Origin of the sequence: Cryobacterium sp. SO2, assembly GCF_026151165.2 — a bacterium.
GTDB lineage: Bacteria > Actinomycetota > Actinomycetes > Actinomycetales > Microbacteriaceae > Cryobacterium.
The window spans coordinates 4,022,544-4,042,800 of sequence record NZ_CP117849.1 but is presented as its reverse complement, the minus strand read 5'-3'; the positions used below and the strand labels follow the sequence as shown (position 1 = coordinate 4,042,800).

General features: G+C 68.7%; 21 protein-coding genes. 11 read left to right on the top strand and 10 right to left on the bottom strand.

From position 1 onward, the window contains the following. Window positions 1-130 precede the first annotated feature (130 nt). Complete coding sequence (locus BJQ94_RS19100) at window positions 131-1,426, top strand: serine hydrolase domain-containing protein (RefSeq protein WP_265399767.1); 1,296 nt, start codon at window positions 131-133, stop codon at window positions 1,424-1,426. A gap of 9 nt (window positions 1,427-1,435) precedes the next feature. On the opposite strand, the gene BJQ94_RS19095 is transcribed toward BJQ94_RS19100, so the two are convergent. From BJQ94_RS19095 to BJQ94_RS19075, 5 genes are read right to left on the bottom strand one after another with little or no spacing between them, the layout of a single operon-like run. Further along, a complete protein-coding gene (locus BJQ94_RS19095; protein ID WP_265399766.1) occupies window positions 1,436-1,609 on the bottom strand; it encodes a CsbD family protein in 174 nt (57 codons plus the stop codon). Further along, window positions 1,606-2,283, bottom strand: a complete 678-nt coding sequence (locus BJQ94_RS19090) for a hypothetical protein (RefSeq protein ID WP_265399765.1) — start codon at window positions 2,281-2,283, stop codon at window positions 1,606-1,608. The genes BJQ94_RS19095 and BJQ94_RS19090 overlap by 4 nt, the downstream gene beginning before the upstream one ends. Next, window positions 2,280-2,948, bottom strand: a complete 669-nt coding sequence (locus BJQ94_RS19085; RefSeq protein WP_265399764.1) for a BON domain-containing protein — start codon at window positions 2,946-2,948, stop codon at window positions 2,280-2,282. Before BJQ94_RS19085 ends, BJQ94_RS19090 begins: the two co-directional genes overlap by 4 nt. Before the next feature lie 41 nt (window positions 2,949-2,989). Then, the gene (locus BJQ94_RS19080) at window positions 2,990-3,367 is read right to left on the bottom strand and encodes a hypothetical protein (protein WP_265399763.1); all 378 of its coding nucleotides are present in this window, start codon (window positions 3,365-3,367) and stop codon (window positions 2,990-2,992) included. Continuing rightward, window positions 3,364-3,807, bottom strand: coding sequence for an Asp23/Gls24 family envelope stress response protein (locus BJQ94_RS19075; RefSeq protein ID WP_265399762.1), 444 nt, complete (start codon window positions 3,805-3,807; stop codon window positions 3,364-3,366). The genes BJQ94_RS19080 and BJQ94_RS19075 overlap by 4 nt, the downstream gene beginning before the upstream one ends. Before the next feature lie 233 nt (window positions 3,808-4,040). On the opposite strand from BJQ94_RS19075, the gene BJQ94_RS19070 reads away from it, so the two are divergent. After that, window positions 4,041-4,607 (top strand): RNA polymerase sigma factor, encoded by a 567-nt coding sequence (locus BJQ94_RS19070; protein ID WP_265399761.1) that lies wholly within the window; start codon window positions 4,041-4,043, stop codon window positions 4,605-4,607. Next, the gene (locus BJQ94_RS19065) at window positions 4,604-5,188 is read left to right on the top strand and encodes an Asp23/Gls24 family envelope stress response protein (RefSeq protein WP_265399760.1); all 585 of its coding nucleotides are present in this window, start codon (window positions 4,604-4,606) and stop codon (window positions 5,186-5,188) included. The genes BJQ94_RS19070 and BJQ94_RS19065 overlap by 4 nt, the downstream gene beginning before the upstream one ends. A 7-nt stretch (window positions 5,189-5,195) precedes the next feature. Here the strand turns inward: BJQ94_RS19065 and BJQ94_RS19060 are convergent, their stop codons facing one another. Beyond that, entirely contained in the window at window positions 5,196-6,617 is a 1,422-nt protein-coding gene (locus BJQ94_RS19060; protein ID WP_265399759.1) for a GH1 family beta-glucosidase, read from the bottom strand. Between the two features lie 180 nt (window positions 6,618-6,797). On the opposite strand from BJQ94_RS19060, the gene BJQ94_RS19055 reads away from it, so the two are divergent. Both BJQ94_RS19055 and BJQ94_RS19050 read left to right on the top strand, forming a co-directional pair. Next, window positions 6,798-8,810 (top strand): beta-galactosidase, encoded by a 2,013-nt coding sequence (locus BJQ94_RS19055; RefSeq protein ID WP_265399758.1) that lies wholly within the window; start codon window positions 6,798-6,800, stop codon window positions 8,808-8,810. A 204-nt stretch (window positions 8,811-9,014) separates the two neighbouring features. Beyond that, window positions 9,015-10,829: an amino acid transporter gene (locus tag BJQ94_RS19050; RefSeq protein ID WP_265399809.1), complete on the top strand. Its 1,815-nt coding sequence runs from the start codon at window positions 9,015-9,017 to the stop codon at window positions 10,827-10,829. An 830-nt stretch (window positions 10,830-11,659) separates the two neighbouring features. Here the strand turns inward: BJQ94_RS19050 and BJQ94_RS19045 are convergent. The 3 genes from BJQ94_RS19045 to BJQ94_RS19035 all read right to left on the bottom strand — a co-directional run bounded on the left by BJQ94_RS19045 (window position 11,660) and on the right by BJQ94_RS19035 (window position 13,967). Beyond that, complete coding sequence (locus tag BJQ94_RS19045) at window positions 11,660-12,232, bottom strand: hypothetical protein (protein ID WP_265399757.1); 573 nt, start codon at window positions 12,230-12,232, stop codon at window positions 11,660-11,662. A gap of 40 nt (window positions 12,233-12,272) precedes the next feature. Further along, a complete protein-coding gene (locus tag BJQ94_RS19040; RefSeq protein WP_275875527.1) occupies window positions 12,273-12,857 on the bottom strand; it encodes a hypothetical protein in 585 nt (194 codons plus the stop codon). A 174-nt stretch (window positions 12,858-13,031) separates the two neighbouring features. Then, complete coding sequence (locus tag BJQ94_RS19035; protein WP_265398087.1) at window positions 13,032-13,967, bottom strand: substrate-binding domain-containing protein; 936 nt, start codon at window positions 13,965-13,967, stop codon at window positions 13,032-13,034. Window positions 13,968-14,044: 77 nt separating this feature from the next. Between BJQ94_RS19035 and BJQ94_RS19030 the strand changes: the two genes are divergently transcribed. The 3 genes from BJQ94_RS19030 (at window position 14,045) to BJQ94_RS19020 (ending at window position 16,753) form a co-directional block, all read left to right on the top strand. Continuing rightward, a complete protein-coding gene (locus tag BJQ94_RS19030) occupies window positions 14,045-15,250 on the top strand; it encodes an ROK family transcriptional regulator (protein ID WP_265398088.1) in 1,206 nt (401 codons plus the stop codon). A 41-nt stretch (window positions 15,251-15,291) separates the two neighbouring features. Continuing rightward, the gene (locus BJQ94_RS19025) at window positions 15,292-16,335 is read left to right on the top strand and encodes a bile acid:sodium symporter (protein WP_265398089.1); all 1,044 of its coding nucleotides are present in this window, start codon (window positions 15,292-15,294) and stop codon (window positions 16,333-16,335) included. A gap of 64 nt (window positions 16,336-16,399) precedes the next feature. Continuing rightward, window positions 16,400-16,753 (top strand): hypothetical protein, encoded by a 354-nt coding sequence (locus BJQ94_RS19020; RefSeq protein WP_265398090.1) that lies wholly within the window; start codon window positions 16,400-16,402, stop codon window positions 16,751-16,753. 40 nt (window positions 16,754-16,793) lie between these two features. Here the strand turns inward: BJQ94_RS19020 and BJQ94_RS19015 are convergent, their stop codons facing one another. Continuing rightward, a complete protein-coding gene (locus BJQ94_RS19015; protein ID WP_265398091.1) occupies window positions 16,794-17,282 on the bottom strand; it encodes a hypothetical protein in 489 nt (162 codons plus the stop codon). Window positions 17,283-17,412: 130 nt separating this feature from the next. On the opposite strand from BJQ94_RS19015, the gene BJQ94_RS19010 reads away from it, so the two are divergent. The 3 genes from BJQ94_RS19010 to BJQ94_RS19000 all read left to right on the top strand — a co-directional run bounded on the left by BJQ94_RS19010 (window position 17,413) and on the right by BJQ94_RS19000 (window position 20,152). Next, entirely contained in the window at window positions 17,413-17,985 is a 573-nt protein-coding gene (locus tag BJQ94_RS19010) for a YdeI/OmpD-associated family protein (protein ID WP_265398092.1), read from the top strand. A gap of 84 nt (window positions 17,986-18,069) precedes the next feature. After that, a complete protein-coding gene (locus BJQ94_RS19005) occupies window positions 18,070-18,945 on the top strand; it encodes a helix-turn-helix transcriptional regulator (protein ID WP_265398093.1) in 876 nt (291 codons plus the stop codon). 172 nt (window positions 18,946-19,117) lie between these two features. After that, window positions 19,118-20,152 (top strand): aldehyde reductase, encoded by a 1,035-nt coding sequence (locus tag BJQ94_RS19000; RefSeq protein ID WP_265398094.1) that lies wholly within the window; start codon window positions 19,118-19,120, stop codon window positions 20,150-20,152. Window positions 20,153-20,257: the final 105 nt, after the last annotated feature.

Here is a 20,257-nt window from a genome sequence, read left to right as displayed (position 1 = left end):
GGGGAGGAGTGCGGGGGCACGGAATGGGCATCGGGCTTTCATGACAGCTGAACGGGCGTGGCCGCGGGGCGGCCGGCGGGGGGCCACGAGGACGGGCAGACGATCCGGCGGTCGCCGGCGGCACCGGGCTGTGGGCCTGGCGGCGACCCTGCTGGTGATTCTGGTGCTTCCGCTGTCGGCCTGCGCCGACGCCGCCGTGCCGCAGCCGATCGGACCGGATCAGGCCTCCGGCACCCTGGCGCCGGACATCGTCGACGCCCTGGATGCGGCGCTGGCCGACGGCATCGCGCTGGCCGGGGCATCCGGCGCGATCGCCGGCGTGTGGGTGCCAGGGGCCGGGCAGTGGCTTGCCAGCCCGGGCAGCGTCGGCACAGCGGTCGATCCAGGCACGGGCCGCCCGGGCGGCGGCGGTGTGCTCAGCACCGAGATGAGTTTCCGGATCGGTACGCAGACCACCGCGATGACCTGCACAGTTCTGCTCCGGCTGGTGGATGAGCACCGGGTGGGGCTGGACGATCCGGTGACGCAGTACCTCACCCGGCAGCCGGGCATCGAGGGCATCACCCTGCGCCAGCTGTGTCAGCACACCTCCGGCCTGGGTCAGCCGCAGCTCGACAGCCAATTCGTGAACAACCCCACCCGCACCTGGCCACCGCTCGAGCTGGTGTCCGGCGGCCTCGGCTCCGCCAGGGTCGGAGCACCCGGCAAGGCCTGGAGTCGCTCGGAACCCGGCATCCAGCTGCTCGGGATGGCGCTGGAGGCGGCGACCGGAGACGACTGGCCCACGCTGTACAACCGGTACGTGTTCGGCCCGCTCGGGCTGCATGCCACGTCATATCCCGGGCCGCAGGAGCTGGACGTGCCCGGCGCGCATCCGCACGGCTGGGCGGCGGCGCTCACCGGCGCCGGCACGCCAGACTGCGCCCGGATGCTCGACGTCACCCGGTTGTCGACGTCCATGGCCGGCGTGGCCGGTGGAGTGGTGTCGACCCTCGGCGACCTCAGGACCTGGTCGCAGGCGCTCGCAACGGGCAGCCTGCTGGCGACGGACACGGCCCGCCAGCAGTGGACGACCGTGGCGGAGACCGGCGCACCGGATTGGCGGGGCTACGGGCTCGGCGCCGAACAGCTGGGCCCGGTGCGCGGATCCACCGGGCAGATCCCCGGCTACCTCTCGGCCACGCTCTCCGACCCGGACAGCGGGCTGACGGTGGTGGTCATGGTCAACGATTCCAGCGCCGGCGAGGACTTCGCCCTCGACCTGGCGCGGCGGCTCGTGGCGATCGCGGCCCAGACACCGGTCTCCGACGGGCGGACGGCTGCGGACCTCGAGTTGCCGTGGACGGCGGTCGATGCGGCCGCGGCGATGCGGGCGGACGCGGTCTGCCCGGCCGGCGCCGCGGATCAGGCGGCACCGGCCGGGTAGCGGGGCTGGTTACTTCTTGAACGCGTCCTTGACGTTCTCGCCGGCCTTCTTGAGGTCGGCTCCGGCCTGGTCGCTCTTGCCTTCGGCGACCTTGGCGTCGTCGTTGGTGGCCTTGCCGAAGGCTTCCTTGGCCTTGCCGGCGAGGTCCTGGGCAGCGTTCTCGATCTTGTCCGATGCACTCATCGTGTTCTCTCTTTCTCTAGGGGGTGGTTGGTGGGGGTCGGAGAGGTCTGTGGGTTGGCGGTGGGGGTGGACCGGAACCGCGCGCGGCCGGACATCCGGGTGCGCACGCCGCCGCCCAATTGCACCAGCACCGGAATCTCTGCGCCGAGCACCCGGTCGAGGCCGTGCACGGCTCGCTCGATGATGGTGAGGGCGGCCCGCGGCGCGACACCGCGGCGCACGGTGGCGGAGACCTTGAGCACCGGGGTGCCGTGCACTCGGTAGGTGGAGACGGCCACCGTGACGAACTCCTCGTGGTTATGCAGGGCGTCGGTGAGCAGTTGTTCGGCCACCGCCGCGTCCACGATGGTGGACCCGTCCTCGGTCGGGGCCGCCTCGATCAGGCGACCGGTGTGCCCGTGGCCCTGACGGGCGATGAACACGACCAGCAGCACGATCAGCGCGGCGGCGAGGGCGAGGCCGGCCACCGGCACCCAACTCGTGCCGCTGTCGGCCACCTCGGTGCGCCCCAGCACGTCGCTGAGTGCGGCGGTAACATCCGGTGCCGTGCGCGACCAGGCCTGGAGGAAGTCGGGCACGGCAACGAGGGCGACGGCGACGGCGCCGACAGCGAGCCCGAGTAGACCGACCAGCAGAACGAAGGCACGGTTGAGCACCCGGTTGGTGTTATTCATGCGCTCACCCGGCCCGTCGGGTTGATCACGACTGTGGGCGCCAGGGCCGGCCGCAGCGAGTCGTAGGCCAGCGCATCCGCGATCGCCTTCTCGGCCGTGAACCGGTCGGGCGCCGTCCCGGACTCGGGGGTGATCTGCACGGTCGCGCGGTGCCGTGACACGGTGACGTCGATGTTCTCCGGCGCGACGTTGCCCGCCACGGCGGCGCGGCGCTCCAGCGAGGCGGCGATCACCTCGTCGTCGACCACCACGGCCGCCCGGTCGGAGGCGACCTCACGGCGCGCCCGGCGCCCGGGCAGTACCGCCACCAGCACCAGTGCCGCCCCAGCGATCGCGACGATGATGCCCAGGGCGAGCAGCGCCGCGGGGGCGATGTCATTGACCTGGCTCACGTACCGCACCACATCGGTGGGCGCGGCCAGCAGCGCGGGGCGGTTGAGCAGTTCGAGCACCAGCTCGGTGCCGGAATACAGGCAACCGGCGATGATCACCGACGCCAGTCCGATGGCCACGACCGAACGCGGAGAGTGCGTCTCGCGGCGGAGCAGGCGCTTGTAGGTGGACCGGGTGGACCGGCTCATCGGGTGGCGCAGTTGCGGGACCGCGACGGCCAGGCGCGCCGGGGCGGTACCCGCCGCGTGCGCTGAGGTGAAGGTGCCGTTCATGGTCTGCCGTTCGTTCGGGGTGCCGGGATGGCGCGGGTCGGTCAGCGCACCCGGCGGGGGAGACGGATGCGGGCGCTCGTCAATCGCACGGTGACGCCGGCGATGTCGGCGCCGGTGAGCTCGCCCACCGCGCCGCGGATGTGATGTTGGGACTGCTCGGCGCGGGCCAGGATGCTGTCCTCGCCCTGGGCATCCGGAGCACTGTCTGCGCGGTCGAGCGGGAGTACCCGGATGGGGGCGCGCACGGTGACGTCCAGGCGCCCGGCGGCGTCGGCCAGGTCAACGGACACCTGGCTGGGCGCGATGCCGAGGGCGTCAGCGGCCACGGCCGAGACCACCCGGGTCATCGCGCGGGAGCTGATGTGGGTGAGGCCGCGCTGAGTGGCGGGCGGTACGGCGTCGACGGGTGCGGCGGTCACTGGACCTGGGCCTCGTCGGTGTCGTGCGTCTCGTCGGGCAGGTGCACATCGTTGATGGTGACGTTCACCTCGCTGACCTGCAGGCCAACAAGGGTCTCGATAGCCTCGATGACCGCGTTGCGGGCATCCTCGGCGACCTGCTGCAGCGGCACCGGGTAGCCGGCGACGATCGACAGGTCGACGGCGACCTGGCTCTCGCCGACGTCGACGCTGACGCCCTGGCTGTGGTCGGTGCTGCTGATCGCCTCACGGATGGCGCCGAGCGCGCGCGCGGCGCCGCCGCCGAGGGCGTGCACGCCGGGTACGTCCCGCACGGCCAGTCCGGCGATCTTGGCGACGACGTTGTTGTTGATCACGGTCTTGCCGCGGGTGGCGTCGGTGGGCGTGCGGGTGCCGTCCGGCCCGGTCGCGGGGGTGACGCTGGAGGTGGTGCTGCTCATGAGTAGTGCTCCTGTGCTGGTCGCCGCGCATATGCGGATCTGTTGTGACAAAAAAGCGGGATGGTGAGATAGTCACTATGTCGCACGGTTATTGCTTCAGGGTGATTTTCTCTCCTCGAAACTCATTGATATTGTTCAGACGCGTCTCACCGCCGGTTCGTCACGGAATTGACAATCCGGCATAGACGATTGGAAGAGTCGCGGGCAAGAGTAGAGAGAGGTCTCCGGTGTCAGTGACGGGGTCAGATGAGCGTTCGCCACTCGGCGACGCCACCGACGCGATTCTCGCCGCGCGCGCCATCGACGGCGACGTGCGTGCCTTCGAAGTGCTCGTCCGGCGGCATGGGCCGCTGATGCGGGCCTACGCCACGCGCATCCTGGGCTCGAACGGCGACGCCGACGACGTGGTGCAGGACACCTTCATCACCGCCTGGGAGCGGCTCCCCGAACTGCAGGACCCGGCCGCCACCAAGGCCTGGCTGATGCGCATCACGAGCCGCAAGGCCATCGACCGCATCCGTGCGCGCCGGTCCGACCAGCCCCTCGGCGAGTGGGATGTGCCCGCTCCCGAGTCCGAATCGCCGCACCAGCAGGCCGAAGCCGCGTCACAAAGGGAGCGGCTCACACGTGCACTCGCTACTCTGAGCGAATCACAGCGTCAGTGTTGGACGCTGCGTGAGATCGGTGGGCACAGCTACGCCGAGATCGCCGAGGAGCTCGACGTGCCTCCGTCTACGGTGCGCGGGCTGCTGGCCCGGGCCAGACAGAAACTCATGCAAGAGATGGAGGAATGGCGATGATGTCTTCACCAGATGACCTGAACCAGGACCTCATCGCCAAACTCAGCGACTACCTCGACCGCGGTGAGAACCCGCCGGACGACTTCCTCAACAAGGCCCCGGAGCACCGGATCGCGTTGGACGCGCTCACCCGGTTCCGCTCGATGGCGCAGAACATCCTCGACGACGACGTGACGGCCGAGCCCGAACGCGACGACAGCTGGGTCACCGGCATCCTCAAGAACATCAACCGGGAGGCCCGCGCCGGGCGGAGTATCCCGGTGTCACACCCGTCGCCTAAGGCGTCGCTGAGCCTCACCGAAGGCGCCGTCCGGGGCCTGATCCGGTCCGCCGGCGACGGCGTCGCGGGCACCTTCATCGGCAAGTGCAAGCTCGACGGCGACGTGAGCGAGCCGGGCAGCCCGGTCACGGTGAACGTCGAGGCCAGCGTCTTCTGGGGCGAGCGGATTCCCAAGACCGCGCAGCGCCTGCGCGACGCCATCACGACGACGCTGCTGCACCACACCGAGCTGAACATCGTGGCGGTCAACGTGACCATCACCGATGTGCACCTGCGCCGGAACGCCCAGGCCGAGGAGTAACGCGGCGCTAGGGGAGGCGGCGCGTCGTGATCAGCTGGCGGTACCAGAGGGCGCTGTCCTTGAGGGTGCGTTCCTGGGTCGCATAGTCCACCCGCACGATGCCGAACCGCTTCGAGAACCCGTAAGCCCACTCGAAGTTGTCCATCAGCGACCAGACGAAGTAGGCCCGCAGGTCCACCCCGTTCTGGATGGCCCGGTGCGCGGCGGTGAAGTGCCGGCGGAGGTAGTCGACCCGCTCCTCGTCGTGCACCCGGGTGGCCCCGTCGGCGTCCACGGTGGCGACGTCCTCGAATGCCGCCCCGTTCTCGGTGACCATCAGCGGCAGGCCGGGGAACTCGTCGCGCATCGCCTCGAGGAGTTGAAGCAGCCCGGACGGCTCGATGTTCCAGTCCATCTCGGTGAACGGCCCCGGCTGCTCCAGCCGGGGGATGTCGTCGGTGCCGGGGAACGCCGACGCCCGTGAGGCGGCCCCGGCGGCCGAGTCGGCCGCATCCGCCGCCCCCGTCGCCGGCCCGACCAGGGTGGTGTTGTAGTAGTTGATGCCCAACACGTCGATGGGCTGGTGGATCAGTTCGGCATCGCCCGGCAGCACGAACGACCAGTCGGTGATGGCGCGGGTGTCGTGGAGCAGGTCGGCCGGGTAGGCGCCGTGCAGCATGGGGCCGGTGAAGATGCGGTTGCCCACACCTTCGATGCGGCGCACCGAGTCCGCATCGCCGCGGATGACATGCAGGTTGTGCGTGACCGAGATCTCGGTGCCCGCCGGGACTACCTCGCGCAGAGCGCTGACCCCGAGCCCGTGGGCAAGGTTGAGGTGGTGCGCCGCGGTGAGCGCGGCGGCGTTGTCGCGCCGGCCGGGCGCGTGCTCGCCGGAGCCGTGGCCGAGGAAGGCCGAGCACCAGGGCTCATTGAGGGTCGTCCAGATCGGCACCCGGTCGCCGAGGGCGGCGCCCATCAGTCGGGCGTAGTCGGCGAAGGCGTATGCCGTCGCGCGGTTCGTCCAGCCGCCGTCGTCCTCGAGGGCCTGCGGCAGGTCCCAGTGGTACAGGGTCACGACCGGTGTCACGCCGCGGGCGAGGAGCCCGTCGACGAGGCGTTCGTAGAAGGCCAGGCCGGCCGCGTTCACGGGTCCGCGCCCGGTGGGCTGGATGCGGGGCCAGGCGATCGAGAACCTGTACGCGTCCAGGCCCAGGTCGGCGATGAGGTCGAGGTCGGCGTCGAGCCGGTGATAGTGGTCGTCGGCGACATCGCCGGTGTCACCGTTCTGAACGGCGCCCGGCGTGTGCGAGAAGGTGTCCCAGATCGAGACGCCGCGGCCGTCTTCGTCGACGGCGCCCTCGATCTGGTACGCGGCCGTGGCCGAGCCGAACACGAACGATTCCGGGAAGAGCAGGCCGCTGTCGCGATAGTCGAGGGTGCCGTCGGTCATGGGGGAGTGGTCCGTTTCTCTTCTGGTGATGTTCTCCGGCGTTCTCTGGCGCACGAAAACATCGATGACTAGACTTTATCAAGCAACCAAAATAAGTAGCAACACCGGTGCGCCCCACGCGGGGCCTGGTTGCCGCCCCTCTGCCCCATCCCTCCGGCCGATGCTGATCAGGAGAATTACATGCCCACCGACGCCCGACCTGCCGCCGCCTGGCCCACCGATGCCCTCTCGTTCGGCGGTGACTACAGCCCGGAGCAGTGGCCGCGCGAGACCGTGCTCGAAGACCTGCGGCTGATGCGGGAGGTGGGGGTGAACCTCGTCACCCTCGGCGTCTTCTCCTGGATCAAGCACGAACCGCTGGACGGCCGGTTCGACTTCGGCTGGATCGACGAGATGCTCGACCTGCTGCATGCCAACGGGATCCGGGTGGACCTCGCCACGCCCACGGCCGCGGTGCCGATGTGGTTGCACCGACTGCACCCCGAGATCCTGCCGCAGGACGAGTTCGGGCATCCGCTCGCCCCCGGCGGACGCAACGGCTTCTGCCCGTCGTCGCCGGTCTACCGCGCCTTCTCGCTGCGGATCGTCGAGGCGCTCGCCGAGCACGTGGCCGACCACCCCGCCCTCGCCATGTGGCACGTGGGCAACGAGCTCGGCGGCGGCAACGCCCGCTGCCACTGCCCGGTGTCGAACGAGCACTTCCGCCGCTGGGTGCAGCACCGCTACGGCACCGTCGACGCGCTCAACGAGGCCTGGGGCATGAGCTTCTGGGGCAACAGCTACTCGTCGTTCGAGGAGGTCACCACGCCGAGCAGCAAGACCGCGCACAACCCCGGGCAGCTGCTGGACTACGAGAGGTTCTCCTCCGAGGCGCTGCTCGACCAGTACCTCGCCGAGAAGGCGGTGCTGCGCCGGCACACCCCCGCCGTGCCGGTGACCACGAACTTCATGGTGGGCCTGGGGCCGGATGTGGTGGACTACGCCCGCTGGGCGCCGCACGTGGACATCGTGGCGAACGACCACTACACCTACGGCCCCGACCCGCTGCGGCACCAGGAGCTCGCCTTCAGCGGCGACCGGATGCGCGGCATCTCCGGTGGCGGCCCGTGGATGCTGATGGAGCACGCCGCCGGCGCCGCCAGCTGGCATGCCATCAACCAGGCCAAGAAGCCGGGCGAGCTGATCCGGCACGCCCTGGCGCACCTGGCTCGAGGCTCCGACAGCGTGATGTACTTCCAGTGGCGAGCGTCGAAGTCCGGTACCGAACAGTTCCACTCCGCGATGCTCCCGCACGCCGGCCGGGACTCCCGGATCTTCCGCGACATCACCACCCTCGGCGGCCACCTCGGCCGGCTGGCCGAGGTGACGGGCAGCACGGTGGCCGGCGCGCAGGTGGCCCTGCTGCACGACAACGAGGCCGGCTGGGCGCTGAAAAGCGGTCTCAAACCCACCAACAACCCGGTCTACGCCGACACGGCCCGCGCCATCCACAGCGCCCTCTTCGAGAAGGCCGTGACGGTCGACGTGCTCCCGGCCTGGCACGACCTCGCCGGCTACAAGCTCGTCGTCGTGCCCGGCCTGTTCCTGGTCTCGGCAGAGAACGCCCAGGCTGTGGCCGACTTCGCCCGGGCCGGCGGCACTGTCGTGGTGACCTGGTTCTCCGGCATCGTCGACGAACGCAACACCGTCATCACCGGCGGCTACCCCGGCGCCTTCCGCGACCTGCTCGGCGCCTGGAGTGAGGAGTTCTACCCGCTCACCCCCGATGAGACGGTCGAACTCGATAACGGCTGGAGCGGCATGCGCTCGAGCGAACTCGTGCACGCCCCCGATGCCGAGGTGATCGCCCGCTACAGCTCCGGCGACGTCGCCGGCTACCCTGCCGTCACCCGCCGGGCCTTCGACGGCGGCGGATCCGCCTGGTACCTCTCCACCGACCTGCACCCGGCCGGTCTGGCCGAATTCCTCGACCGGGTGCTGGATGAGTCCGGCGTCACGCCGGCCGCCCGGGTCTCGCCCGGCGTCGAAGCGGTGCGGCGCACGTCGGCTGCCGGCTCCTACCTGTTCCTGCTCAATCACACGGCAACGGAGGGCTGGGCCGAGGCCAGCGGCACCGACCTGCTCACCGGCCACCGGTGCGAGGCGCGGGTGCCGCTGCCGGCCGGCGGTGTCGCCGTGATCCGGGAGGACTAGCCGGCGCAGCCGCCCCGGGAAGCGCTCGTCCACGAAGCGGCCCTAGCCGTGAATCGTGTGGCGTAATCTGTGCTCGTGAACAAACCGCGAGCTTCGGCCACGAACGTGAAGGCATGGCTGTTACAGGACAGCGGCGACCGACTGGGCAATCGGGTGGGTCCGCATGCTGCCACCGTGGAAAGGACCCATTCCTGGTGGCGGGTGATGTGCCTGACCGGCGTCGACTACTTCTCGACGCTGGGCTATCAGCCGGCGATCGCCGCCCTTGCGGCAGGCCTGCTCTCGCCCATCGCCACGATCGTGCTGGTCGCCCTGACGCTGTTGGGCGCGTTGCCTGTGTACAGGCGTGTGGCTGAAGAGAGCTTCAGGGGGTCCGGCTCCATCCAGATGCTGGAGAAGCTGTTGCCGTGGTGGTCCGGCAAGCTCTTCGTGCTGGTGCTGCTTGGATTCGCTGCGACAGACTTCATGATCACGATCACCCTCTCCGCAGCGGATGCCACCGCTCACGCCATCGAAAATCCTTTCGCGCCCTCCTGGCTCCACGGCCAGGAGGTGCTGGTCACGCTGTTCCTGGTCACCTTGCTCGGGATCGTGTTTCTCCGTGGGTTCAAGGAAGCCATCGGAATCGCCGTTGTCCTCGTCGCGGTATACCTCCTGCTCAACCTGGTCGTGATCCTGGTCTCGATCGCGCACGTGGCGTCTAACGCTGTGCTTGTCACTGATTGGTGGGCGGCGTTGACCGTGCAACACGGTAACCCGCTGGTGATGGTGGGCATAGCGCTCCTGGTCTTCCCGAAGTTGGCGTTGGGCCTGTCAGGATTCGAGACCGGGGTGGCTGTCATGCCGCAGGTCAAGGGTGGCCAGACGGACACCGAGGAGAATCCCGCGGGCCGGATCCGTGGCACGAAAAGGCTGCTCACCACGGCAGCGTTGATCATGAGTGGGTTCCTGATCACCTCGAGTATCGTCACGACACTGTTGATTCCACAGGACGCCTTCCAGCCTGGCGGCCCCGCCAACGGGCGCGCGCTGGCTTACCTCGCCCACGAATACCTGGGCAATGTGTTCGGGTCAGTGTATGACATCAGCACCATTTGCATCCTGTGGTTCGCGGGCGCATCGGCGATGGCCGGGCTGCTCAACCTCGTGCCGCGATATTTGCCGCGTTACGGCATGGCCCCGCAATGGGCCCGCGCGGTGCGACCCCTGGTGTTGGTTTTCGTGGGGATAGCCTTCGTGATCACGATCGCCTTCCAGGCCAGCGTCGACGCCCAGGGCGGCGCGTACGCGACCGGCGTCCTGGTGCTGATGACGTCCGCATCCGTTGCGGTGACGCTCTCCGCCCGCCGGAAGAAGCAGCGTCGGCAGACTCTCGGCTTCGCGGTTATCGCGGTGATCCTGGTCTACACGACCGTCGTCAACATTGTCGAACGCCCCGATGGCGTGCGCATTGCCGCACTGTTCATCGTGGGCATCATGGTGGTCTCGCTCGTGTCCCGAGTGCGGCGGTCCTTCGAGCTGCGGGCGACTTCGGTGATTCTGGACCCGTCGGCACTCGACTTCGTCACCGGTGATGCCGAAGACTACGACGTCATCCGCATCATCTCCCACGAACCCGACGAAGATACCGAGGTCGAGTATCGCAACAAGAGCCGGGATGAACGCCGGTTCGGCAACATCCCACCGGGTTCACCGATCATCTTCCTCGAAGTGCTCCCATCTGACTCATCTGATTTCGAGGAGGACCTTCTCGTGCGTGGGGTGGCGAAGCACGGCTATCGGGTTCTCCAGGTGACCAGCGGCAACGTTCCGAACACAATCGCCGCTGTGCTGCTGGAGATCCGCGATCAGACGGGCCTGATTCCGGAGATCTATTTCGAATGGACCCAAGGGAACCCGCTCGCGAATATGTTCAAATTCCTCGTCACCGGCCTCGGGGAAATTGCCCCGGTGACCCGTGAGGTGCTTCGCGAATCCGAGCCCAACGCCAAACGACGACCGCACGTGCACGTCAGCTGACAACGTCGCACACCTCCGGCGGGCACGCGGGGCGTAGGGAAAGCGTATGAAAAACCGGATTCGGCGCATGCGTTCCGTATAGATTCTCCGAGCAGCGACGCGCCAGGAGGACGCTAGCACGGTGAATAGTGCGCGAACGGTCAGTTCGGAACCCAGGCTCGGCCGGTGGCTCTCCCGTATTCTTGACTGGCGTTGCCGGTGGGGAAGCTACACCGTTGCGGTCGGCCGGTACGGCAGCGTGGGTTACCGACTCGTGCTGTACCCGCCGGGGATATCGGCTCGGCAACGGCGATGGGTGCGACTCTGGCGCGGCTGGCCGATATTGGGCCTCGTGGGCGTGTTGGGTATGTGCGCAGTGCTTGCTGAGACCGGCGCTTCGAGACTGGTCATCGGAACCGGCTGCGTCGCGTTTTATGTTGTCGGGGCCGTGGCTGTGGCGTCTGGCACCGGCACGGTCCGGAAACAGGTCCTCGAACTGACTGCGGCCAGATCCACCCTCGTGCCCGACTCCCGGCACACCCGTGAGTGCAGGTACCTGGCGTCGATGGCCGCGATACTGGCGACCGCGGACGATGCGATTCAGCAGGGCAGGTCAACGCCGGCGCAACACGAGATGGTGTGGTCGGCCGTGTACTCGGACGCCGCGCATCACCTGGACTCGACCCGCACCAGAACGCAGCCGCCGGCTCCAGGAGGACCTGGAGCCGGCAGCTGGTAAATCAGCAGAAGGCGATAGCCGACTGACGAATCGGTTGTTCAGTCACGGGCCACAACGGCAATGCCCGTCGTCGGCGCGGCAACCGGCGGCACTTCAAGCTCGGCACGGCGGGTCATTTCAGGCACGCGTGGGCGAACAGGAAATCATCCGGCTCGTCGGGCCCCTCGTCGTCGCGACGACCCGGCCGGGCGCTGTGTCGACGGACGTCGCTGAGAGGCAGGGCTCCGTCGCACGGCACGGCGATCAGATCGCCGACCACCACATCGGCTGGTAGCCAGACCCACTGCATGTCGTCCTGGGGCCGGGGACGCAGTTGCATGCGCTTGAGGTGAGCACCGCTGCGACGGCCGACAACGCGGGCTGCAGACACATTGGGGCGGCAGTGGTCCAGCTCGGCGTCGACCCAAACGACGCGGCGCCGATGTGAATCGGTGAACCCGGTCTCCTCCACCCGGGTCAGCAGAATGGTGATGAATCGTTCCGGCGACGTGCCGTGCCGTTCCGCGGCGTCGGGAGCCGCGCCGATTCGTACTGCGGGAGTCCGGTCGTGGCTGGCGCGAACCAGGGAGAGCCCATTGATGATGAGATCATCTGCGGTGTGGACGGTGCCCTCCGGCCAACTGTCAACGTCGGCTGGTCGGTGCGTCAGGGGAGTCCTGGCCAGGATGCTGGACATGAGAGTCATGAGTGCTCCTCCGTGGGATTGCGATGGTGTGTGGGATTGGTCATGCGAGCTGCGCCAGCCAGGTGAACTCGGCGGCGCTGTCTTCGCGGGTGTCTATCGTGTCGGTCAGCACCGTTGGTCGGGCACGGATGTCCCGGAGTGCGACGACACCGGTGCAGGGGATGGCGAGCAGGTCGCCTTCCCGGAGATCGTCGGGCAGTTCCATCACGCCGCGGCCGATGCTCGGTGTTTCGTGGGATTCGCCGGAGAGCAGAATCGCCGCGGTGCTCTTCACCGTGGACGCTCGCCCGATGAGTCGGGTCTCTCGCCACGTGGCGTTGACCGTGTCCAGGCATGCGTCGATGAGCACAACGCGGGCCGCATCGAAGTTCTTCAAGACCGCGGTGACTCGCACAACGACCACGGCGGCGTCCCGGTAGGGCGACCTGCGCCCGTGCGTGCCGGGGATGACAGCAGCCGCTGTGTGCACACTCGGTGTCTGGCACACCTCGACGAGCCGGGTCATTGAGACACCGCACACGATGACGTCGGTCGTGGTGACCTGAGAGGACTCCGGCCATGCGTCGAGGTTGAGGGGGTCGGGAATCGAGCGCCGGAGGGAGGGCATGATCGCGGTGAGAGTCATGAGCGCGAGCCCGTGCCACGGTTGCTCGGTTTGAGGGGCTCCGATGTGGAGCTATCTGCAATTTTCATGGTTCAGTTCTAATAGCCCGTCGGCCAGCAGACTGTTTCCCTAACGGAACTCATGCGAGTGCCCGCCAGGAGCTTTGGGTGTTCCGGCTGGGCGTGCTGCGCTGGGCTAGGTAGTGAGCGGGGCCGCGGCCAGCGGGGGAGCAGTGGTGCCTCGGGCGACGACCTGCGGGGCCGGGGCCGGAATCGAGCCGGGCGCACGACCGGCCAGGAGCTCCTGCACCATCTCGGCCGCGGCCGCGCCCAGCCAGTGCACGTCCCTGCGCATGACCGATAGCGGCGGGGTCGACAGCCGGCACAGGCTCGAGTCGTCCCAGGCCAGCAGCGACAGCTCGGCGGGCACCGCCAGGCCGGCCCCCCTGGCATAGGCCAACCCGCCGATCGCCATCAGGTCATTGTCGAAGAGGATCATCGTCGGCCGCGGCGAGCCGCTCAGCAGTTCCCGGGTGCCGTCGAAGCCACCCTGTTCGGAATAGTCGCCCGCCACGGTGACGGCGGTCGCGCCGTTGGCGGTGATGGCCTCGGTGAACGCCCGGGTACGCACCCCGGTGTGCACGAGGTGGCTCGGACCGGCGACCCGGCCGATCACCCGGTGGCCCAGCTCGACGGCGTAGTGCACCGCCAGGGTCACCGCCTCGAAGTTGTCCACCTGCAGCGTCGCGACCCCGGCGTCGTCGGTGTGCAGGGGGTCGCCGAGCACCAGCGCGGGCAGGCCGAGGTCGTGCAGGGTAGCGGCGCGCACGTCGTTCTCGGTGAGGTCGTGCACCACGATGGCCGATACGTGCCCGGAGGCGGCCCAGCGGCGGTAGCTGGCGATCTCTTCGTCGAGACTGTTGGCGATGTGCACGAGCACCGACCCGTTGGTCGCCCGCAGGGTGTCTTCCATGCCGGCGATGAACTCGGAGTAGAACGGCTCGACGCCGCGAAAACGCGGGGAACTTCGCAGGACAGTGCCGATGGTGAGGGGCGCGTATTGCGGGGAGGCATCGAAGAGAACGGGCACAGTGTCATTGTGCCGCACCAACGATGCATCCTGGATGGTCATGGGTTCCCCGGATTACTTATTTTGAACACTTTATTAAGCGAGTCAACTCTAGAATAGTGGGGACGAGGAGGCTGGACATGACGCGCGCTGGAGCCAACTTGACGCTCACGACGAGTCGCGCCCTGGTGCTCGACTTCGTGCGCTCGGCCGGCCCGATCAGCCGGGTGGAGCTGGCCACGCTCACCGGACTCACGCCCGCCACCATGACCAATGTGATGCGGCAGCTGCTCACCGACGGCCTCGTCATCGAGGTCGGCCGCGATCTCTCCACCGGCGGCAAACCGCGGGTGCTGCTGGACATCAATCCCACCGCCCGGTTCGCCGTGGGCATCCAGCTCGGCGTCGACTCGCTCACCTACGTCGTCACCAACCTCGGCGGCGCGATCGTGGGTCGGTTGCGCACCCGCGGCGCCGAGGATTCCCCACCCGCCGACGTGATCCAGCGCATGGCCGTGAGCGCCAACCAGTTGATCGACGATCTCGGCATCGACGGGCAGGCCGTCATCGGCGTGGGGCTGGCCGCCCCGGGCTCGATGGACCTCGACCGGGGCGTGCTTCTGTCGCCGCCCACGCTGCCGCAGTGGTCGGATTACCCCCTCCGGGACGCGCTGGAGGAGGCTACAGGCCGGCCGGTGCTTCTCGACAACGACGGCACCACCTCCGCCGTGGGCGAGTTCTGGGGCGGCGACGTGCCGGACGCCTCGACGATGTGCGCGGTGTACATGGGCGCCGGCATCGGTGCCGGGATACTCCTGGGCGGCACGGTCTTCCGTGGGGCGAGCTCCAACGTGGGCGAATTGGGCCAGATGTGGATGAACGCGCCGCGGAGCGGTGCCGCACCGGACACCCTCGAGCGTGTGGCCGGCCCCGCCGGCGTGGCCGCCGCCGTGCAGCGGGCGCTTGATGCCGGCGCGGCGTCATCGCTCGCCCTGAGTGGCACCGACCCCATCGCCGACTTCACCCTGATCTCCACCGCCGCCCTGCTGGGCGACCCGGTGGCCGTGGCGGCCATCGCCCACTCGGCGCAGGACCTGGCCGAAGCGGTGCTGATCGCCGCGAACCTCTTCGACCTCGACTGCGTAGTGCTGGCCGGGCCGTCGGTGGCCATCGCTGGGTCGATCTATGTCGAGATCCTGCAGAAACGGCTCGACGAGGGATTCTTCGCCAAGGCCCGGCACGGTGTGGAGGTGCGGCTCTCCACCCACGCCACGGATGCCGCGGCCGTGGGCGCCGCCGCCCTGGTGCTGCAGCACCAGCTGGCCCCCCGCTCCTTCGGCAGCTGACCTCGCCCACCGCATTCTGCACCCGCCCCTAGGGTGGGAGCATGACCGGGATCGTGCACCGCATGGAGCGCCGGCAGGTGGGTCTGTACCTGGCCGCGATCGGGTTCGGGGCGCTCGCCGGATGGCTGGCGCCGGCCATCGCGCCGGCGCTGTCGCTCACCATCACCCCGGTGCTCGGGCTGCTGCTCTTCGCGACGTTCCTGGGCGTGCCGTTAGCCGACCTGGGCCGATCATTCCGCGACCTGCGGTTCCTGGGCGCCGTGCTACTGGTCAACTTCGTTCTCGCGCCCGTCGTGGTCTACGGTCTCAGCCGCTTCGTGGCCACAGACCAGGCTCTGCTCCTCGGCGTGCTGCTCGTGCTGCTCACCCCGTGTGTGGACTACGTGATCGTGTTCACCGGGCTGGCCGGCGGCGCACGTGACAAGCTGTTGGCTGCCACGCCGTTGCTGATGCTGCTGCAGATCGTGCTCCTGCCGGCCTACCTGCTGCTGATCGCCGGCGCCGACGCGGTCGCGGTGATCGAGATCGGCCCGTTCCTCGAGGCCTTCCTGGTGCTTATCGTGCTGCCCCTGGCCGCCGCGGCCGTCGTGCAACGGCTCGCACGGCGGGCATCCGCCGCTGCAGCCCCCACCCCGCGCCTGGCCCGGGCCGCCATCGGCGTCGCCGCCACGATGCAGGCGCTCATGGTGCCGCTCATGATGGCCACCCTCGCTGCCGTCGTCGGCTCCCAGATCGCCGCCGTGGGCGCCCAGGCCGGGGCGCTGCTCGCCGTCGTGCCGATCTACTTGGCCTTCCTGATCGTGATGGTCGCGGTGGGCGTGCTTGCGGCCCGGCTGGCCCGGCTGGATGCGCCTGCGGCGCGCGCCGTCGTCTTCAGCGGCAGCACCCGCAACTCGCTCGTGGTGCTGCCGCTGGCCCTCGCCCTGCCGGCGTCTCTGGCCCTGGCGCCGCTGGCCGTGGTGACCCAGACCCTCGTCGAGCTCGTCGGCATGGTGATCCTGGTGCGCCTGGTACCGCGGCTCGTGCCCGGCCAGCATCCGGCACGGGCGGCGGCCTGTGTTTCGTTCTGTGACGCCGGCCCGTGACAGCGCAAAATCGCGAACCTACACTCGAGGCAACGACCGCACGACTCTCGTGAAGGAGGTTCACATGATCACGCAACCGCTGCACATCCTGCAGTGCAACCACACGGGTGCCGACGGCTGCGTCAATCACGGGGCCGGCCACGCGACACGGCCCATCCACGTGCGAGTGGGCGATGCCACGCCGAGCAAGTGGGTCGACGGCATCGTGCTGCGCGCGACGACCGACGGCTGGATCGGAATCGCCCTGGTGGGACAGGAGCTGGAGCACGACGACTCCGACGGTGGCCCCGAGACGGTCTGGGTGTGGAACCACGCCGACCTGACGGCGCACCTCGTCGCCGGAGCGCCGGTGGCCCTGCACTCCGTCTACAACGTGCTCGCGAGCGGCCGCAGCCGCGTCAGCGTCGTGCGTATCTAGTCAGCGTTCGCCGCTCAGCGTCCGCTGAGTCAGCTCGCCGTCAGCTCGCCGTCATCATCCCCTTCATCGCGTCCATCATCTTCTGGCAGCACATCGCGCACTGACGGCACGCCTCGGCGCACATCCGGGCGTCTTCGCTCATGCCGGCGTACTTCATGCACTCCTCGGCGCATGCCGTCGCCATGGTCATGGTGGCCATGTGCATCGCCATCATGCTGTCCATGTGCATCCCGTTCGGGCGGAGCATCGCCCGCATCATCGTGCCGGCCATGTCGGACATGGTCGCGCACATGCTCCGCGCCATCGCCATGTCGTCGCCCATCATCGAGTCGGCGCACATGGTGCAGGCCTGCTCGCAGGCTGAGCAGGCCTCGATACACTCCTGCATCATCATCATGTCCATGCCCTGCATGGGCATGTCCTTCATGTGCATTTCCATCATCTGCATGGTCATGTTCATCATCTGAAACCATCCCAACGCGGAGACCGGGCACAGGCCCTTACCGATGCCGACTGCGGCGCCCGCCACGGCCGATGCTACGCCGCGGCCGATGCAAAGTCAGCAGGTTTGCGCCGCTGCGCACGGATCCTGCGCGGATCTCGCAGCACTGTCGCAGCTGAGGCTCGGCCGGCGCGCCCGGTTTACGTAAACTGGGCGCATGGTGGGCATGGCAGACCGGGTCGTCCTCGACCTCACCGTCGAGGAGTGGGAAACCTACCTGGCCGGGGAGCCGGATGACGGCGGCGTGCGCCTGAAGCTGCGCAAGAAATCCTCCAAGGCTTCGGGCATGACCTGGTCGGAGGCGCTGGATGTGGCGCTCTGCTACGGCTGGATCGACGGCCAGACCAACCGGCTGGACGACGACTACACGCTCACCGGCTTCTCGCCCCGGCGCAAGAACAGCCCGTGGTCGCAGATCAACCGCGAGCATGTGGCCAGGCTCATCAACGAGGGCCGGATGCGCCCGGCCGGGCTCGCCGAGATCGAGCGGGCCCAGGCTGATGGCCGGTGGGACGCCGCCTACCGGCAGAAGGACGCCGTGGCGCCACCCGACCTGCAGGCGGCGCTGGACGCCGACCCGGTGGCCGCCGCGTTCGTCGCCGGGCTCAGCAAGGTCGAGCGGTTCCGCATCTACTTCCGCCTGAACAGCATCAAGACGCCCGCGGTGCGGGCAGCCCGCATCCAGGACGTGATCGAGAAGGCCGCCCGCGGCGAGCAGCACTACCGCTGAGGGGCCCAGCCGGCGCCCATGCATCCGCATCATGGGAGTACCAGGGCCAGTCATGAACCCGCCCACCCGGATTACGGTGGACCCATGACCTCCGCGCCGAACCTCCTGGGAGGCTACCTCCGCGCGCGCCGCGAACTCGTCACGCCCGAACACGTGGGCATCCCGGTGCTGGGGGTGCGCCGCGTACCCGGCCTCCGCCGTGAAGAGGTGGCGATGCTCGCCGGCATCAGTGCCGACTACTACCTGCGCCTCGAGCAGGGCCGCGACCGCAACCCGTCCACGCAGGTGCTCGAGTCCATCGCGCGAGTGCTGCAGTTGGACGCGTCCGGCGTCGACTACCTGTTGTCGCTCGGCGATGACCGGCCCCGGCCCTCACGACGGCGGTCGCGGGCGGAGAGCGTGCCGGTGGGCATCCGCTCACTGATCGACACGCTTCAGCTGCCGGTGTTCGTCGAGGGCCGTTACTTCGACGTGCTCGCGGCGAACCCCCTCGCCGCCGCGCTCTCGCCCCGACTGATTGCGGGTGGCAACCGGATGCGTGACCTGTTCCTCGACCCGGCCGAGCAAGACCTCTTCCCTGACTGGACCACCGCTGCCGCCTTTGTCGTCGCTGGATTCCGCCAGTCGATCGGCACCGAGATCGACGACCCCCGCGCCGTCGACCTGGTCGGGCGGTTGTCGCTCGCGAGCCCGCTGTTCCGCGAGCTGTGGGCGCGCCATGACGTCGCCCGTTACGAGGGAGCCTCGATGCTGATGAACCATCCCGAGGTTGGCGAGCTCGAGTTGTTCAGGGAGAAGCTGGCGATCACGGGCACCGCCGGCCAGTTGCTGGTGATCTACCACGCCCAGCCGGGCACGAGCAGTGCCGACAAACTCGCGCTGCTGGCGTCGTACACCCTGCCCGCCCTGGATCACCCGCGCGATCGGGATGCCTGGCAGCCGAACGGCGCATCGGACTAGTCTCGGCGACCGCGGCGGGGCCGCGGAGGCGCGGGCGGGTGCCCAGGGGGCCCCATGGGTGTCCCTCCCACTCCCAGGACCGACGGGGTTCTGGCTGGGCGTGGGCCATGTGCGCAGGATGAGAACACGGCAATCAGAACGCTCCCGCCGCACCACACCAAGGAACCCACTTATGACCCAGCAGCGCGTACTCATCACCGGCGGATCCGGCTTCATCGCCGGACACACCATCCTCCAGGCCCTCGAAGCAGGTCATCGTGTCCGCACGACGGTGCGTTCCCTGGGCAAGGAGGCCGGCGTGCGCGCCGTGCTCACCGACGCCGGGATGGTCGACGGAGAGAACCTGAGTTTCGTCGAGGCCGACCTGCTGAGCGATAAGGGCTGGGCAGATGCCGTTGCCGGAATGGACTACGTGCTGCACGTGGCATCCCCCGTGCAGCCCGGTCACGTTGAGAACGAGGACAACCTCATCGTGCCCGCCCGGGAGGGCACTCTGCGTGTGCTGCGCGCGGCCCGCGACGCGGGAGTGAAGCGCGTCGTGCTCACCTCTGCGTTCCACGCCGTCAGCTGGGGCCATCCGCACAACGATCACGTCTTCACGGAGGCCGACTGGACAGTGCTCGACGGACCAGGCGTCGACGCCTACGGCAAAAGCAAGACCCTGTCCGAGCGCGCCGCCTGGGACTTCATTGCCAGTGAGGGCGGCGAAATGGAGCTGGTCACACTGCTGCCCGTTGCGGTCATGGGGCCTGTCATGGGCAACGACATCTCCGGCTCGAACCACATCGTGCAGTCGATGCTGAACGGCGCCATGCCCGCTTTCCCGCATATCTTCATCCCCATCGTCGACGTGCGGGATGTCGCCTCCGCGCACATCCTGGCGATGACGGCGGCGGATGCTGCTGGCCAGCGTTTCCTGATCTCCAACGGCCCGGCGATCGAGCTGAACGACATCGGCGCCACGATCCGCGCCGCAGTGGGCGGCGCAGCGGCCCAGGTGCCCACGCGCACCATTCCGAACCTCGTGGTGCGGGTGGCGGCCCTGTTCTCCGCGCGGTTCCGCTCGACAGTGCCCGACCTGGGCTACGCCAAGAAGACCTCCAACGCGAAGGCCCGCCGCGTGCTCGGCTGGAGCCCACGCGGCGCTCGTGGCGCGATCGCCGCCGCGGCTGAGAGCATGGTGCGCAAGGGCCTCGTCGGCAGGTAGCGCCTGCGGCCCGCGCGCCGCCCCATGCCCCCCCCTTGTGACTGGCCCACTTTCGCTAGTGCGCGGCCGGCTGGACTAGCAAAAATGGGCCAGTCCCGAACTTGG